We start from the raw sequence: 16,775 nt of genomic DNA on the forward strand, positions 1-16,775 counted from the left end.
CTCTCCTTAATGGCGTCTTGCAGTATGTCGACTTACAGGCCTGCATCGATGATGCGCACCATCTGGCTCAACTTCTCTTCAAGTAGGTAGGGCTGCTCGCATAGTGCCGGCAACGCCTGCTGACGTGATTCGAAGGCGCGCTGATCCCAGAACAGCGCCTTGGAGAGTGCTTCGATCTCCTCCGGGTCTACGTGCTCATCAGCGCGCTTCTCCTCGAGCTCGTCGACCATCTTTGCCACGCTCTCCAGGCGCGACACCTGACCGCGCGAGGCGCCACGAATACGCTCGATGGTGCGGCTGCGCTCGCGGTCGGTGAGCTGGAAAAGCCCCGAGAACAGCAGTGTGAGGCGCTCCTCGCGATCTGCCTCGCCCTCGCTGCGCTCGACAAATTCGCGAATTCTCGCCAGCGCCTCCTCGCGAGGCGTCTCCCTGGCGGCAGCGAAGCGCACGAGGCGTCCTACCTCCTCGTCCTCCCACCACTGCCGCTCGAGTGCATCGAGCGAAGGGCCTGGCCAAAGGGTTCCCCAGGCCAGCTCGGGCACCAGGCGCTGTACGCAGGGCCAATCGGGAGGACCCGTGGAGGCGCGCTGGGCTTCAGCGGAAGCGGCGAGGAACATGGAGAACGGCAAACACAGCGTCAGGGTCAACGGCAAGGTCAGTACTACTCGAGGCAAGGGGCGCATCATGGCTGGGCCTCCCTGTTATCGTCCACCTCGCCCTTCCCAGGAAGCGCAAGCAGCTGGCCGCGGCGATCCAGCAAGGGAATGTCATACTCGACTAGGATGGCGTCGATCTCCTCCCGTCTCCGCTCGATGAACTCGTTGATCGCATCCTTCCACTGAGGCTCGCCACGCCGTACCCCCATGGTGATGCGGTAATCGAGCCGCGCTCCACTCTCGTCGGCGTGCAAGGGGATCACGTTCAGCGGCGGATCGTGACGAGCGGCGTAATAGCCGGCCATGGGGCCCCATATCACCGCACCATCGGTCTCGCCGGCCGCGACATCGGCTACCGCATCGCGTACCGGGGTACGCTGGCGGGTATCCACCTGGAGCGGATAGCCCTTCACCCTGGCGCCACTGCGACGCAGCGGCACCATGGGTGGGGTCTCGGCAACCACGCCAATGGCCAAGCCGTCGAGATCGCTATCGTCGAGACTCGACACGTCGAGATTCGACGAGGCAGGCAATACCAGGGAGTAGACCGAACGGTAATACTCATTGGTGTTCTGCACGAAGCCGTAGCCGGCAGCAACACCGATGATCACATCACAGACCCGCAACTCCAGGGTATTGCGGACGAATCCCATGATTTGGGGAGCCCAGACATAGTGCAGCGGCAATCCCAGGTCATCGGCCAACAGCTCAGCGATACGGTTCTCGAAACCCTCGCCTTCGCTATTGCTGAACGGCAAGTTGTTGCCATCGGCGCAGACACGCAGAAACTCGCGATCGTCACGCTCGGGCAGATCCGCCCAGGCGGGTGGCGTGAGCATGCAGACAAGCGCCACGAGACCGAGCGAGGCAACGCAGGGCAGAGAGATGTAGAGCTTCATGATGTCCTCCAATCATGTGATAAGGGTTCTGCCATTTGATTGGCACAGCCGATTGGATGAACCTCACTGATCGTTCTCGGGCGCCTCCTCCTGCATCGCCTCGATGACGCGTGGCCGACCCCGCCCCAGCTCTCCCGAAGCGCGCGCCGTCATGTAGCGGTAGATATTGGGGATATTGCTCAACACGGTGGAGTCATCGGCAAAGGAGGGCATGACCTGGCCTGGCAATACATCCCGACCACCGGCGATCGTCTGGGCGAATTCGGCAAACGAGCGGCGCTCTGCCGCCTTGACCAGACTTGGCGCAAAGGAGGAACCCAGGCCATCGGGCCCGTGGCAGGCCATGCAGTGACGGGTAAAGACCAGATAGCCCTGGTAGGTACCGGGGTCGACGTTACCCTCTTCGACGATGAAGGCGGTGGGGTCGCCGTAGTCGATGCCGTAGCGACCGTTGTCGGAGGCGAAGGCCAAACTGAGCCCGGATGCCACCAGAGTGGCACCCAGCGCAGCCGCGATGAAGGTAAACCGGCGTGATTTGCAGCGTTTCGTCATAGTACGTGCCCTTTTATGGGGGGGGCTTATTAGCGGTTGAGCAGTGCGAACTTGGCATTACGCAACGCCAGGAGGCACTACGGCCTCCTGGAATCTCATCCTCACGCATCGGGCAGAGCGAATACCGTCAGCACGCCACCCAGTTCGGTATAGTCGCTGAGTGCCGAGAAAACACCTACCGCACCCAGCCCCTCCTCGGGATCCTCGAGCCCCGCGGCAAGACCGATGCCAGCCCAGCCACCCACCCCTGAGAGGACCGCGATATACTGCTTGCCCTCATGGCGGAAGGTATTGATGTTGCCAATGATTCCGGAGGGTGTCTTGAAGCGCCAAAGTTCCTCGCCGGACTCGATATCGACAGCCTTGATGTGGCCCTCGAGCGTGCCGTAGAAGGCCAGATCACCCGCCGTGGTCAGCGCACCGCTCCATACCGCGAAGCGTTCATCCACTTCCCAGACCACTTCGCCGGCCACCGGGTCCCAGGCGATGAAGCTGCCCATCCGCCCTTCCATGCCGCCATTCTCCATCGGAGCGGGCATCATGGTCAGGGTGGCACCGACATAGGGCTGGCCCGCGACATAATCGGTCTCGAACGGCTCGTAGTTCATGCAGATACGGTTGATGCCGGCATAGACCAGACCGGTGTTCGGTGAGTAGGAGCTCGGCTGCATGTTCTTGGCACCCATGGCGGTCGGACAGATGTCCGTGGTATTGACGTCTACGCCCTGGGTATAGGTGCTGTACTGCTCATTGACGTTGGGACGGCCGGTCTCCATGTCGTAGCTGTCGGCCCAGTTGGTTTCCGGCGCGAATTTCTCGGCCACCAGCAGCTCGCCCGTCTCGCGGTCAAGCAGCATACCGAAGCCGGTACGATCAATGATCGAGAGCGCCTTACGTTGCTCGCCATCGATCTCGACATCGATCAGTACGTTCTCATTGACGCCGTCATAATCCCACTCATCGAATGGCACCTTCTGGTAGACCCACTTGGCTTCGCCGGTTTGCGGGTCACGCGCAAATACGGTAATCGCCCACTTGTTGTCGGCGGGCTCTCCATCAAGGGTGCGCTGCTCAGGGTTCCAAGTACCGGGGTTACCGGTGCCGTAATAGATCAGATCGAGTTCGGGATCGTAGGTGACCCAGCCCCAGGGTGCCCCGCCCCCCCGCTCCCACTCGCCCTCCGGCCAAGTGCTCACGCCGAGGTCAGCATCGCCGATCGGCTCGCCCATCATCAACGTAGTCTCAGGGTCGATCAGCACTTCATCGTCCGGGCCCGTGGAATAGCCACGCCACGCCATTTCGCCGGTTTCGATATCGTACGCCGTTAGATGGCCACGAATCCCAAACTCGCCGCCGCTGATGCCCATGATCACCTTGTCGTGTACCACCAGCGGCGACATAGTGTTGGACTCGCCGATGGTGTGATCACCGTTGTTGGCATCCCACAATAGCTCGCCTGTCTCGGCATCCAGGGCAATCAAGGTATTGTCCGCCTGACCCAGAAACAGCTTGCCATCGGCATAGGCCAGGCCACGATTGACCGTGTCACAGCACATCACCGGAATGACGCGCGAATCCTGGTCAGGCTCATAGGACCAGATGACGCGGCCCTCCTCCTCCAGGTCGAGCGCGAACACCTTGTTAGGAAAGGGAGTGTGAATGTAGAGGCGCCCATCGCCCACGTACAAGGGTCCGCCTTCATGACCCCGCAATACCCCCGTGGAGAACTGCCATACCGATCGCAAATCGTTGACGTTATCGCGATTTATCTCGTCCAGCTCGCTATAGCGATGCCCTTGATAGTTACCGAGTTGAGTGACCCATAGGTCAGGGTTGCTCTGCAGTTCTTTCTGATTGTCGTTGGCCTGTATCGCCGTTGCGGTCATCAGGCTCACCGTGGCAATGGCGAAGCTCATCTCACGAAGCATGGCGTGGTCTCCGTAGTACAGAAGGTGTATCGAACGGTTGTCGAGACACCGATTGTTGTTATCGTTTTCGTGACAGCACTCTGAAGGTCTAGCACAAGTTCGGCATGGCCAAGCAAAAAATCGTTAAAACGCGACTTTGGGATTAAATATAATGCTTTCCTTTATAACAAAAGGGGGCATAACCACGACTTAAGTCTCAAGGCAGACCATAGCGTAATGTCTTATTTTCAAGCAGGACACCAACAATAACGAATCACCAGTGGAGATATTTCATGTGGACAAAGCCTGCTTATAACGACCTGCGGCTCGGCTTCGAAGTAACGCTTTATATTGCCAATCGCTGATAAGGACAGGCAAAGGCTCCGTTCGCGGAGCCTTTGCCCCAATGAATTAACGACCTCGATACAGCCCCATACCCGACATAACAACACAACAACGGGAGAGCATTATGAGCCATATCAATATCCACCCCTCCGTGAATGACGGCGTCACCCCAGCTAGCGACGACTTCCACGGCGGCACCCTGCACTGCAAGTGCCCTGCAGATCAGGTAGAAGTGAGCGTCAAATCCCAAAGCGCCCATAACCACGTATGCGGATGCACCAAATGCTGGAAGCCCAGCGGGGCGCTATTCTCGATGGTCGCTGTCGTGCCTCGAGATAGCGTCAGTCTCATTGGGCATGAAGAGAAACTGCAGGTCGTCGATACCTCTGCTGCCATCCAGCGCCATGCCTGCAAGGAGTGCGGTGTGCATATGTTCGGTCGCATCGAAAGCAGCACTCATCCGTTTCATGGCCTGGATTTCATTCATACCGAACTATCGGATGAGCAGGGCTGGGCGGCACCTGAATTCGCGGCGTTCGTCTCCTCGATTATCGAATCGGGAACCGATCCACAGCAAATGGGTGCGGTGCGGGCACGCTTGAGCGAACTCGGCCTGACACCCTATGACTGCCTATCGCCACCGCTGATGGATGCCATAGCTACCCACACTGCCAAGGCCAAAGGAGCGCTGAACTAGGAGAAGCATGAAGAATCACAGCTGAATATGGTAGTAAATGCTGTATCTGGATACGATATCACCTCCGGTGATTTATGCCTTTCATGCAATGCGAAGTGGCTTGTCCTGCTTCGCAGCATGCTGCTGCTTCTTCTCTTCCTGCTTAACGCGTTGATATATTTCATCGCGATGAACCGAAACATGCTTGGGCGCATTGATTCCCACGCGTATTTGGTTCCCTTTCACTCCCAAGATAGTGACCGTGACTTCATCACCGATCATTAACGTTTCGCCAATACGCCGGGTCAAGATAAGCATTACGTTTCCTTTAAATTGATATATGAGCGTCATATCCAATCCCAAGGGCGGATAACGAGCCTCATAGAGTGTATGTAATCAAAATGCTGCTCAGTCATCCAGGCATCCTTCAAGCACGCTATCGCTGGGAGACGGATAACACCCAGCAACCCAAAGCAACAATCATGCCAAAAAAATCACAAGTGCCATAAAAATCTTAACGATCGCATGTGGCCTGTGGCGTCGTCCGTCTGGCCAGATGAAACATAGGCAATTCATTTGTCGCAAGAGAGGAATAGTGAAAAAATGACACTGGCAAATTGACAATCCCTCATCAAGAAATATCAAAATGACAGCTTTACTGCATACTCTCCAAGGGTTGCTTACCAGACTGAGCGAAGGCCAATCTAAGGAAACCCTGCATGAGCATTGGGCCCAACTGCTCGAGGTCCTGATGGGTCCCTTCCGGGCCGACGCCAGCGCTCTGCTGGTGGTCAATGAGGATGGTTTTCGCCCCATTGCCACGCTCGGCCTGCCTGACGAAGTATGGGGACGTTGCTTTACCTTGGAGAAGCAGCCCCGCCTGGCAACGATTGCGCTGCAGCCGGGCGTAAGCCGCTTCGGGCCGGACTGTACTCTATCCAACCCCTTCGATGGCCTTATCGACGACACCCTCAGCCAAATACATGACAGTATTGGCGTGGCGCTGCGCGATGGCGAGCGCCTGATCGGTATACTGACCTTGGATACCCTCACCCCTGGCCAGCTGGAGGGTTGCGATGAAGAACGGCTAATTGCAGCAGCCAACTTGCTTGGTACCTGTCTATGCATGGCTGCGCGACTCGGTACAGTCACACCCATCACTCAGACGTACGCCTTCGAGCGACAAACGATGCCCCTGCACTGGCACAGCCCCGCCATGCGGCGTCTTGACGATGCGCTAAGCCTGGTCGCCCCCACCGACATGAATGTGCTGCTGCATGGGGAAACCGGTGTCGGCAAGGAGCGCATCGTGCAGCAGTTGCATACTCGCTCACCGCGATATCGCGCTTCGCTAGTGCGGGTCAATTGCGCAGCGCTGCCAGAATACCTGATCGAGAGTGAGCTATTCGGTCATTGCCGCGGCGCATTCTCGGGTGCCGTCAAGGATCATCGGGGTCACTTTGCCATGGCGGATGGCGGCACACTGATGCTCGATGAAATCGGTGAACTCCCCTTGGTGCTTCAACCCAAGTTGCTGCGCGTGCTCCAGGAGGGGGAGATACAGCCGCTGGGAAGCGAGCGGCCACAACGCGTGGATGTCCGGGTAATCGCCGTCACCAATCGCGACCTTGCCGCCGAGGTGAGGTCCGGCAGATTTCGCGAGGATCTCTATCATCGGCTTAGTGTTTTTCCGCTTGAGATCCCGCCACTGCGTGAGCGCCGAGAGGATATTCCACTTCTTGCCGGCAATTTTCTCGAAGAGAATCGCATCCGGCTGGGGCTTTCCAACCTTCGTTTGGCTCAGGATGCCGAAAGCGCGCTCATGGTGTGGCATTGGCCAGGGAATGTGCGTGAACTGGAACATACGATAAGCCGTGCAGCACTTCGGGCATTGGGCGATGCGCTACAGGAGAGACGCCACTTCAAGGGGGACCAACGCCAGGTTACCGTACGCATCACACAACACCATCTCGATCTGCCTACCAAGCAGATCCCGCATGATCTGGATGAGGAAGTGCAATCGACGCTGCCGGCGACAAAGGAAAGCTGGCAAGCCTTGAGAGTGGCGACCGAGGATTTTCAGCGCCATTATATTCACCGAGCACTCACGAGCCATGAGGATAACTGGGCGGCAACTGCACGAGCACTGGCGACCGACACCGGCAACCTTCATCGGTTGGGAAAGCGCCTTGGGCTCAAGTAACGTCAAGCCAGACCATCGGCATCAGTACAGTGTCAGAATCGATAGGAATCTTACCGGGTGCAGCAAGATATCAAGCAGAACGTACTGTTAAGAAACAATGTAAAGATTACCGGTCATGGCTCGCAGGCCATGATATTCGCCGCGGGATTTGGCTGCGATCAGAATATGTGGCGATTCGTCACGCCAGCCTTCGCCAATGAGTACCGGATCATTCTTTTCGATTATGTAGGCTCTGGCGACACGGATATTCAGAGCTATGACCAGGAACGATACGCAACCCTGAATGGTTATGCGCAGGACATCCTCGACATCCTAAGGGCCTTGAATTACCACAAGGTGATCTTCGTGGGCCATTCCGTGGGATGTATCATCGGGCTCCTCGCCTCCATCCGGGAACCTGAGCGTTTCGAACGGCTGGTCATGGTTGGTCCCTCGCCATGTTATCTGAACGATGACTTATCCCATTATATGGGTGGCTTTGAGAGAAAATCACTCGAAGACCTGCTTGTAATGATGGATAAAAACGATATTGGCTGGGCCAACTTTCTTGCTCCCGTCATCATGCAGAACGGCGATCGTCCGGAGCTGGTAAAAGAGCTGAAAGAGAGTTTTTGCGCTGCTGATCCTACCATTTCACGCAATTTTGCCAAGGTTACCTTCTTTTCGGATAACCGCGACGACCTGCCCAAGGCCACCGTCCCTGCACTGATACTGCAATCCTCAGAGGATGCCGTCGCCCCCGTAGCCGTGGGTGAATACGTTCATCGGCATATGCCTAAAAGCACCTATAAATTGATGAAGGCAACGGGCCACTGCCCGCATATGAGCCATCCCGATGAAGTCATCGCATCGATAAAAGCCTATCTCGTACCTATCCCAAGATTGGCAGTACGGGAAAGACAACTGCACAAGCTTCCTTGCGGCTTCCTGTCGTTTACTCTGGAAGGCAAGATTTCGCTTGCCAATGAAACGTTGCTCGAGTGGCTTGGCTATGCGCGTGAAGAGCTGCAGGACAGGTCCATCGAGGTGGTGCTGACACCCGCAAGCGTGCTTTTCTACCAGATGTACTTCTTCCCCATGATGCGATTGCACGGCAAGGCCGATGAGGTTTACCTGACGCTACTCACCAAAACGAGGGAGGAAGTTCCCGTGCGAATCAATGCCGCCTGCCACGGCCATGCAGGGGAGCTTGCCATCGAGTGCATGATGCTGCGGGATGGGCCTCGTCGACACTAGCCTTTCGCACTTTCCACTCCCATAGTGCCTTCCGGGCTCAGCTTTCCCTCTCATGTCCCTCACGACTTGTGTATCAGGGCCTGGTCTTCAGGCCTGCTCAGTGTCGTATGTCGACTCCTGCCCGGGATATTAAAAACATTCACATGTAACTAAATGTGTACTATCGTTACATCAAGGCCGTCATTGGAAGACACATTCACAGAGCGAGCGACGAAGCTAGTAGACGACCTTCTCGCCAATGGAGAATTCCCAATGTACCAGCAACTCACTACCACGGTTTACCAGCATGGCTATATTGGCGCAGGCATGACCAGCGCAGAGCGCATGATCGCCTCGACACGACGCCAGGAGGACGATGGCCCCATGAGCCTGGCGCAGATCGCCAATGCTCGACGCGAAGTGGAGTACATGGCTCGGCGCAACGGTATCAAGCAACCCCTTCTCCAATTGTGGCGTTGTTGAAGCCGATCAGCCGGACGACAGCCCACCCCCACTCCCGGCGTGACCAGCGGCAGTACAAACGAAGCCCCTTGCCAATCGAGGATTGGAAGGGGTCGAGCCATGAAGGGAATCAGGCGATCAACTGGCGGGAAGTAGCCTCATAACGTAGAGGTGGGCAGCTGCGTCGTGCTGGCGGAGATGCGCTCGATCTCTGGGTCGCATTGCGGTTGAGCACCTGCTGTGATTGGAACAGCGACTCGCTCAGCCTGGATTCAAGGCGACCCGGGCACTTCCTCGCTTGCCAGGACGATCTGATTGCGCCCCCGCGACTTCGCCTGATAGCTCGCCGCATCGGCCCGGGAGGTCACCGTGTCGACATTATGGTCATCTTCCAGAAAGGCGGTGATTCCCATGCTCAGCGAGATCCGATACTCACGGCCCTCGTGGGTCACGCTCACCTCATTGATGGCACGCAGGATATTGCTGGCGACGCGCTGCGCCTGCTGCAGGGTACAACTGGGCATCAGCACCGCGAACTCATCCCCTCCCTGACGGGCGACATGATCGCTTCGACGCACTTCCCATACCAGCACCTGACCGATACGCCGTAGCATTTCATCGCCAAGCGCATGACCACCCTCGTCGTTGATCGGCTTGAAATGGTCGAGATCGAACATCAACAGCACGGAAGGGATGCCGGCCTTCTGCCAAGCCACCAGCGCCTCTTCCAGGCGCCGCTCGAAACCGCGCCGATTGAGCAGGCCAGTCAAGGGATCGTGTTCGGCCTCCCATAGCTGCAGAGCCTCCCGCTGACGGCTATCGGTAATGTCCTTGACCGTACCGACATAGCCCAGCGCCACGTTGCCCCCCTTTACCTGGCGGATATGGATCTCCAGCCATAGGGTTGTGCCCGATGCCGTGTTGTAGCGCATCTGCCGCTGAAAATCGCGTCCCGTACGCAACGTGGCTTTCCATAGGTCAAGAATGTCCTGACGTTCGGCAGGATGCAGGTGATGGACGATACTGTCCTGGCAATACGCTTCGATGGGATAACCCGTCAACGACTGAAGCGCCGGGTTGATATAGTCGATCTGCCCTTGAAGATTGCACACGAAGAGGCCAATGGGAGAGGAGGCCAGCACCGAGTCCAGAAACGCCTGGCGATCCTTGAGCATCGAGGTCGCCTCTCCGCGCTTGGCCTCGAGCGCATTGAAGTTGTCCGCCACCTGCTTCAGCTCCCGCATGCCGGTATAGAGCTCCACCCGCGACGCCTCGCCCTTGCCCACTGCCGCGATGTGCCGCTCCAGACGATGCAGCGGGCGCAGCAACAGTTTCAGCAACCACCACAATAGCGGCAACATCAGCAGCGCCGTGATCAGCCCCACTCCCCATAGCTGGCGAATGAACGTCTCGAAGGGGCCCAGCATCTGCTTGCTGGGAAGAAAGACACCCACTATCCAATTGGCCGACCATACCTGGCGGAACCCCAGCAAGGCGGGCTCGCCCTCGATCATCTGCCCCTCGGCGGCCCCCTCCCAGCCCGAGAGAGCCAGATCGAGAATCGGGTGCGAATTGCCGCTTGGCACCTGCATCATGATGAGCCGCTCGTTGGGGTAGGTGAGGATACGCCCCGTTGAGGTGAACAAGGCAGCAAAACCATTCTCCCCAATGCGGATATTGCGCAGATTGGCAAAGAAGCTCCCCTCCTCTACCCTCACCGCTCCACCAAGAATACCGTTGAACTCACCCTGGACGTCGAACAAGGGCACCCCCATCATGACCAGCGGAATGGGGCTTGCCGTACCGGTATAGGGCTCGCTGACATAGGGGCGACGGACGTTTTTCAGATAGGAGAAGTATTCACGGTGGCTGACATCGATGCCTCGCCTCCCTTCTAGCACCGGCCAATCGGCAATCACTTCGCCCTCGCGCGAGATCACCACCAGCATGTCGAACAGATCCAACAAGCTACGGTGGGCACTCAGAAGGGGGTCGGCGTTGCCCAGACCGGGGGAGAGCTGGGTCGCCGCACTTCGCAGCGACTCCAGACGCACCTCCACCGACTGTTCGATCTGGCGCGCGATCAGCGAGGCCTCGTACTCCAGATGGATAAAGTTGGCCTCACGCACCAGGGCGCTGCCGGCACGCGAGGAAACCATCAGGATAGTGGCGATGAGTATCAGCCAGCCAATCCCGATACCCAGTAAAAGTCGGAAATGCAGTGAGCCGAAAAGCCGGCTCACCAGAAGAGTACCTTTATCATTTTTCTAGTGTATCAGATCGCATCAGGCGTGGCGGACGCGAAAGTGCCTTTAGTCTCAACGCAGCACCTTGCTCGCGACGACGCTTGAGCTCATACGCCACTGCCAGCAGTACCGTGATCAGAATCAGGATCAATCCCAGCGCGTTGACCGCCGGTGTAAGCCCGGTGCGCACCTTCGACGCGATATAGACCGTAAGCGTGGTATCGTAGCCAGCCACGAACAGCGTGGTATTGTAGTTCTCGAAGGATTGCAGAAAGGCAATCACTGCCGCCGAAAGAATCGCCGGCTTGAGGTAGGGTAGCAGAATGCGCCGAAACATCTGCCACTGGCTGGCGCCAAGGTCGAGTGCTGCGCGCTCCATGGTGCGATCGAAGCGCTGCAGCCGCGCCGTCACCATCAGCATCACGTAGGCGGAGATGAAGGTCGCCTGCCCCAGCACGGTCAGAAATATCCCCCCGCTTACGCCGAACTGACGCCAGAAGATCAAGGTCGAGATACCGATGATCACCCCAGGGGTTAGCAGTGGCGAGAGAATCAGCGCATAGAGAAACGGCTTGGCTCGGCTCGTGACGGTGTTGAGAAAGAGGGCGCTTGAGATACCGATGGGCACCGCCAGGCACAGCACACCCACGGCCACCAGCAGACTGTTGACCAAGGCCTCCCACATGCCGCCATCGGCCCACAACTCACCGAACCAGCGCAGCGTGGTGCCACCCCAGGGCGTCACCGTCGGGAAGCGGCTATCGTTGAAGGTCGCTGCCGCCATGATGAGCAGGGGCAGGAACAGGTAGAGAAAGAACACCACGATATAGAACTTGAGACCGAAGGCCATCAGACGTTGTGCGCTCATCTCGTCCACTCCCTCATTTGGCAATATCCCCCAAGCCCACCTTGAAGATACGCATGACCAGCGTCATGAACCCTATGCACAACACCAGCAGCAGGAAGGCGTAGGCCGCGCCCTGGTTCCAGTTGCCCCCCTCGAAGAACCAGTTGTAGATGATCTGGGTAAACCAACGGCTACCTGGCGAACCAAGCAGCGCAGGTACCGCATAACTGCCCGCCGCGAGCATGAAGGTCATGATGCAGCCAGTGGCAATGCCCGGCTTGGCGTGGGGAATCACGATCCGCCAATGGGTGCGCAGCGTCCCCGCGCCGAGATCGCGGGCGGCGCGCACCTGGTTGCCATCCAGACTCTCGATGGCGTTGTAGAGTGGAAACACCATGAACAGGATATAGGCATAGACCATGCCCACCATCACCCCGGCATCGCCGCTCAGAAAGCGGATGGGTCGATCTATCAGGCCAAGCGTCAGCAGCACTTCGTTCAAGGGGCCGCGAAACGCCAGCAGGATGAACCAGGAGTAAGTGCGCAGAATCTCGTTGATCCAGAACGGCACGATCAGCAGCAAAAGGCACAAGGCCGCCTGGCGCGGGGTGGCCACCTTGGCCAGATACCAGGCCAGCGGATAACTCACCGTCAGGGTAAGCAGCGTCACCAGCACGCTCGACCATAGCGTCTTGAAGAAGATCGCCCGGTGAATATCGTTGTTGAACAGCGTGATGTAATTGGCCAGCGTCCAGCCATCCTCCGACCCTCCGACCTGAGCCGGCAGCAGGTTGGGGCGCAGCGAGTAGTCGATCATCTGCAATTGCGGCAGGGTCACCATGACGATCAACCACATGCCAAGCAGTGTGACGATCGCCATGGCGATGGGCGAGCCGAAGCGCTGGCTAAGCTGCCGGAACATGGGTGCCTCCCGCTTTACTGGCTTGCTTGATTTCGCCTGTCTCCTCGTCGACCACCGGGCTACCGTCGTCGGGCAGAACCACGGCATCCACCGGGTCGAAGCCGAAGGTGGTTCGCGTCCCGGGAAGCAGCCGGCTGGCGGCCTGCTTGGCATCGTCCCCTGCCAGCTGTACACGCAGCCTTTCACCGCTGGCATCGAGGCGAGTGTCAAGCATCAGCCAGGCCCCCTCGAAGTGCACTGCCTCGATTGTCACCTCAAGCCTTGGCCCACCGAAGGCGGCACCGGCTTCGAGCAGGCGCAACTGCTCCGGGCGCACGAACAGCGCCGCAGGATCGCCCGCTTGCAGGCTGTCGCTGGCTCCCGCGATGGCCCGGCCCGCCAGCTTGCCAAGAAGCCCGCCATCCAGGCTCACCCGCTTACCCTCGCGGTCGCTCACCGTGACCTCAAGGCGGTTGTTCTCCCCCACGAACGAGGCCACGAAGCCGGTCTGGGGGGAGCGGTAGAGGGTCATGGGGTCGGCGACCTGCTGGATGCGTCCCGCCGACATCACCGCCACCCGGTCGGACATGGTCAGCGCCTCGCCCTGATCGTGGGTGATATAGATGAAGGTGATGCCCGTCTTGCGCTGGATCGCCTTGAGTTCGGTACGCATGTGCTGGCGAAGCTTCAAGTCCAGCGCCGAGAGCGGCTCATCGAGCAGCAGTACCTTGGGCTCCACCGCCAGGGCGCGAGCAATGGCGATGCGCTGCTTCTGGCCACCGGAGAGTTCCACTATCGGCTTGTCGCCGCTGCCTTCGAGTGCCACCAGCGCGAGCAGCCGCTCGGAGGCCTCCCGCCGCTCGCGCTTGCCCACGCCGCGCACCTCGAGACCGAACTCGATATTCTCGTAGACGCTCATCAGCGGAAACAGCGCCAAATTCTGGAAGATCATCGCCGTGAGACGACGATTGACCGGCACGCCGGCCATCGCCTCCCCACCGATGCGCACCTCGCCTTCGCTGGGGTCGAGAAAGCCGCTGACGATATTGAGCAGCGTGGTCTTGCCGCACCCCGAGGGGCCGAGAAAGCTGAAGAACTCACCCGATGCGATATCAAGCGAGGTACGCTCGATGGCAGTGAAATCGCCAAAGCGCATCACCACGTCCTGCAGGGAGACGCTGCCGTCCATTGATACCCCTTGTCATCGATTATTGGAATTGTGCAACCATGCGCATGCCCCATGATGACATTGAGCATGGGGAGACATGACATTGATAAGCTCACTATGCCGACAGGTAGCGATCCTGATACTCGTTGCGCAGGGTCACGTACCAAGGTTCCTGCACCGGCCACCACCAGAGGTTGTCGAGGTCCTCATCGCTGTAGGAGTCCTCGAAGAACTGGCGGCTCTCTTCCGGCAACAGCTCTGCCGCCCCTACCGAGGTCGAGTTGTAGCCCGTCGCCTCGACGAACATCGCCCCCGCTTCCGGGGTGTAGTACCAGTTGATGAGCTCATAGACAGCGTCGACATTCTGAGCGTTCTTGGGGATCACGAAGCCCTCCATCCATGCCAGGGCCCCCTCTCGCGGTGCGGCAAAGGCGATCTCCTCACCCTCCTGCGCCAGTCGAAACGCCGTGCTGTCCCAGGTCTGGCCGATGATGGCGCCATTGGTACGGAACGCCGCCTGGGCCTCGTTCTCGGTATCCCAGAACTGCACCAGCATCTGCTTGTGCTTGACCGCCTCGGCAACGATCACATCGAAGTTGGCGCGCATCGCCTCCTCAGTGCGGTAGGAGTCGAGCAGCGCAAACGGCAGCCGGCCCTCGCGCTCAAGCCACAGCCCGATGCCCACCAGTGCCGAATGGCCGCGCACCGTCACGCCCTGGCCATGCTCGGGGTTCCACAGGTCGGCGTAACTCAGCGTCGAGCGGTCGACATTGGCAAAGCGGCGGTGGTAGGCGATGGCCTCCGTTCCCCAGTCGCTTGGGGCGAAGTAACGGCGGCCATCCACCACACCACCCACTGCGGAGCCCCGGATGGCACTGTCCAGCGCCCCGCTCCAGTTGATGCGCGATTCATCTAGCGGCTGGATCAGATCGTAGTCGAGATAGCCGGGCACCCGGTCAACGGTGGGCATGATCACGTCGAAGCCGCTGCCATCGCTTGCACGCAGCGAATTCATCAACTCGTCGTTGGTGCCATAGGGGGTGAAGGTGGCGCGGATGCCGGTCTTCTCGGTGAAGTCTGCCAGCATCTCATCGGTGAAGTAACCGGCCCAGGCATAGATGCGCAGCGGCTGGTTCTGAGCGAATGCCCTGTTGACATAGAACGACGGCACCGCAGCGGCAGCGCTTGCCATGGCCGTTCCCTGCAGAAAACGACGACGCGAGATCGACATGAAAGTCTCCTTGAGAGAAACGTGCGCGGGGACGCACGTATTATTGCTCTTGTTTTGTAATTCGGACCGGTGTCGAAACGATGTCAATCCTATGACAATTGAATGTGCGTTCAACTACCACATAGTAGCAGGCGCTAGGGAAAGAGGCTGGGTGCGTTTTCAACGCTGCTCGAGCTGCCCTTATACGGAAGAGGAAGCAGAATAGGAACAAATAAAAAGCCGGCCCCAAGGGGCCGGCTTCTGGCGTCGAACGAGTCGACGAGGGGTAGCTGGACTTAGAAGTCGTAGCGAACGCCCAGGGTGTACAGCACGTCATCATTGATGTCGCTGATGCGAGCATCGGTGTCGAAGTCGGCATCATAGACTTCGGCGAAGACGTACATCGGCTGGCTGAAGCGGTAGTTGGCGCCCAGCATCCAACGGTTGGCAGAGCTGATGTCAGCGGCATCGTAGCTGATACGTGAGTACTGACCGTAGATCTCGCCCATGCCGTAGTCGAAGGTAGCACCAACGCTGGTGATATCCTGACCCAGGTACTGGGAGTCGATGTTGGCGGTAGCGCCAGCAGGAATAGTCGCTTCGTACTGAGCGTCGTCGGTGCTGGTAGTTTCATAACCCAGGCGAGCACTGAAGGCCGGGGTGAACTGATACTGCGCCACCGCACCCCAGATATTTTCACCGGAGTTGCCAGTTTCACCACCACCAGGACGAACACCGAAATCGCGGTTCTGATCATAGGCGACCGCCAGGTACAGGTCCTGCCACGTGTAATTGATGGCGGCCTGCAGGCTGGTGGTGGAACCGCTGTCGATGTCGGCACCTACGCCTTCAACGCCAACGATTTGATCGTTACCAGTGTAGTGCTTGGCCTGCAGATGGGCCTGGAAGCCTTCCAGTACCGGCGTGGAGTAGGCGATGGAACGGCCATGGGAGCTGTTGTCGACGCCGCCGATGCTTTCCCAGCCCAAGTTTTCCGGCACATCGAACACCGCAGTCACGGCATTGTAGTACATGGAGTTGAAGTTACCGACCTGTACGCGACCGAACTGCTGGCTGTTCACGCCCACGAAGGTGCTACGGTTGCTATTAATTACTTCACCATCACGCTGACGCTCAGCAGCGTTGAAGCGAAATTCGGCGTTGGCGAACACGGACAGATCGGTATTGACCTGGTGACGAGCACGAAGGCCAAAGCGCGAATTGAAGTCTTCGAAGTCGGAGCCGCTCTGGCGAACAGTATCGCCAGCGGCGTTAGTGGTGTCGGTACCGCCAGTGGTCAGACCCATGATCAGACGACCATAGACGTCAACCTGGGTGCCGTCCTGATCGTAAACGGTAGCTGCCTGGGCAGCGGCGGAGACGCCCAGGGCGCCGGCGATAGCAGTCGCTAACAGTGTCTTTTTCATTGCGATATATTCCTTTACTAACTGTTTCGATCGTTACTGCATATGCAGTCGGCTTTCCCGG

At 58.5% G+C, this 16,775-nt stretch carries 16 protein-coding genes; 5 read left to right on the forward strand and 11 right to left on the reverse strand.

Annotated features, from left to right (window positions below; all coding sequences use genetic code 11):
- Positions 1–32: 32 nt before the first annotated feature.
- The 4 genes from HJD22_RS01195 to HJD22_RS01210 all read right to left on the reverse strand — a co-directional run bounded on the left by HJD22_RS01195 (position 33) and on the right by HJD22_RS01210 (position 4,035).
- Positions 33–686 (reverse strand): hypothetical protein, encoded by a 654-nt coding sequence (locus tag HJD22_RS01195; RefSeq protein ID WP_208656618.1) that lies wholly within the window; start codon positions 684–686, stop codon positions 33–35.
- Positions 683–1,555, reverse strand: coding sequence for a quinoprotein dehydrogenase-associated putative ABC transporter substrate-binding protein (locus HJD22_RS01200; protein ID WP_208656619.1), 873 nt, complete (start codon positions 1,553–1,555; stop codon positions 683–685). Before HJD22_RS01200 ends, HJD22_RS01195 begins: the two co-directional genes overlap by 4 nt.
- A gap of 63 nt (positions 1,556–1,618) precedes the next feature.
- Entirely contained in the window at positions 1,619–2,107 is a 489-nt protein-coding gene (locus HJD22_RS01205) for a c-type cytochrome (protein WP_208656620.1), read from the reverse strand.
- Between the two features lie 101 nt (positions 2,108–2,208).
- Entirely contained in the window at positions 2,209–4,035 is a 1,827-nt protein-coding gene (locus HJD22_RS01210) for a methanol/ethanol family PQQ-dependent dehydrogenase (protein ID WP_208656621.1), read from the reverse strand.
- 272 nt (positions 4,036–4,307) lie between these two features.
- On the opposite strand from HJD22_RS01210, the gene pqqA reads away from it, so the two are divergent.
- Both pqqA and gfa read left to right on the forward strand, forming a co-directional pair.
- Entirely contained in the window at positions 4,308–4,379 is a 72-nt protein-coding gene (gene pqqA / locus HJD22_RS01215; protein ID WP_134847308.1) for a pyrroloquinoline quinone precursor peptide PqqA, read from the forward strand.
- 104 nt (positions 4,380–4,483) lie between these two features.
- Positions 4,484–5,056 (forward strand): S-(hydroxymethyl)glutathione synthase, encoded by a 573-nt coding sequence (gene gfa, locus HJD22_RS01220; protein ID WP_208656622.1) that lies wholly within the window; start codon positions 4,484–4,486, stop codon positions 5,054–5,056.
- Positions 5,057–5,137: 81 nt separating this feature from the next.
- Here gfa and csrA read toward each other — a convergent pair whose 3' ends face one another.
- Positions 5,138–5,353 carry a carbon storage regulator CsrA gene (gene csrA / locus HJD22_RS01225; protein WP_208656623.1) on the reverse strand — a complete coding sequence of 72 codons (216 nt, stop codon included), beginning with the start codon at positions 5,351–5,353 and terminating at the stop codon, positions 5,138–5,140.
- Positions 5,354–5,681: 328 nt separating this feature from the next.
- Here csrA and norR point away from each other — a divergent pair, with 328 nt between their 5' ends.
- From norR to HJD22_RS01240, 3 genes are all read left to right on the forward strand, one after another.
- On the forward strand, positions 5,682–7,238 hold the full coding sequence (gene norR, locus HJD22_RS01230) for a nitric oxide reductase transcriptional regulator NorR (RefSeq protein WP_208656624.1): 1,557 nt from the start codon (positions 5,682–5,684) through the stop codon (positions 7,236–7,238).
- Positions 7,239–7,295: 57 nt separating this feature from the next.
- Complete coding sequence (locus HJD22_RS01235; protein WP_248730049.1) at positions 7,296–8,474, forward strand: alpha/beta fold hydrolase; 1,179 nt, start codon at positions 7,296–7,298, stop codon at positions 8,472–8,474.
- 252 nt (positions 8,475–8,726) lie between these two features.
- Positions 8,727–8,936, forward strand: coding sequence for a hypothetical protein (locus HJD22_RS01240; protein ID WP_208656625.1), 210 nt, complete (start codon positions 8,727–8,729; stop codon positions 8,934–8,936).
- Between the two features lie 251 nt (positions 8,937–9,187).
- Here HJD22_RS01240 and HJD22_RS01245 read toward each other — a convergent pair whose 3' ends face one another.
- The 6 genes from HJD22_RS01245 to HJD22_RS01270 all read right to left on the reverse strand — a co-directional run bounded on the left by HJD22_RS01245 (position 9,188) and on the right by HJD22_RS01270 (position 16,714).
- Entirely contained in the window at positions 9,188–11,158 is a 1,971-nt protein-coding gene (locus HJD22_RS01245; protein WP_248730050.1) for a diguanylate cyclase, read from the reverse strand.
- A 16-nt stretch (positions 11,159–11,174) separates the two neighbouring features.
- Complete coding sequence (locus HJD22_RS01250; RefSeq protein ID WP_208656626.1) at positions 11,175–12,029, reverse strand: ABC transporter permease; 855 nt, start codon at positions 12,027–12,029, stop codon at positions 11,175–11,177.
- A gap of 13 nt (positions 12,030–12,042) precedes the next feature.
- Entirely contained in the window at positions 12,043–12,930 is an 888-nt protein-coding gene (locus tag HJD22_RS01255) for an ABC transporter permease (RefSeq protein WP_208656627.1), read from the reverse strand.
- Entirely contained in the window at positions 12,914–14,098 is a 1,185-nt protein-coding gene (locus HJD22_RS01260) for an ABC transporter ATP-binding protein (RefSeq protein WP_208656628.1), read from the reverse strand. The genes HJD22_RS01255 and HJD22_RS01260 overlap by 17 nt, the downstream gene beginning before the upstream one ends.
- Before the next feature lie 94 nt (positions 14,099–14,192).
- Positions 14,193–15,308 carry an extracellular solute-binding protein gene (locus HJD22_RS01265; RefSeq protein WP_208656629.1) on the reverse strand — a complete coding sequence of 372 codons (1,116 nt, stop codon included), beginning with the start codon at positions 15,306–15,308 and terminating at the stop codon, positions 14,193–14,195.
- A gap of 275 nt (positions 15,309–15,583) precedes the next feature.
- Complete coding sequence (locus tag HJD22_RS01270) at positions 15,584–16,714, reverse strand: porin (RefSeq protein ID WP_208656630.1); 1,131 nt, start codon at positions 16,712–16,714, stop codon at positions 15,584–15,586.
- Positions 16,715–16,775: the final 61 nt, after the last annotated feature.

It is taken from the genome of Halomonas sp. TA22, from assembly GCF_013009075.1.
GTDB lineage: Bacteria > Pseudomonadota > Gammaproteobacteria > Pseudomonadales > Halomonadaceae > TA22.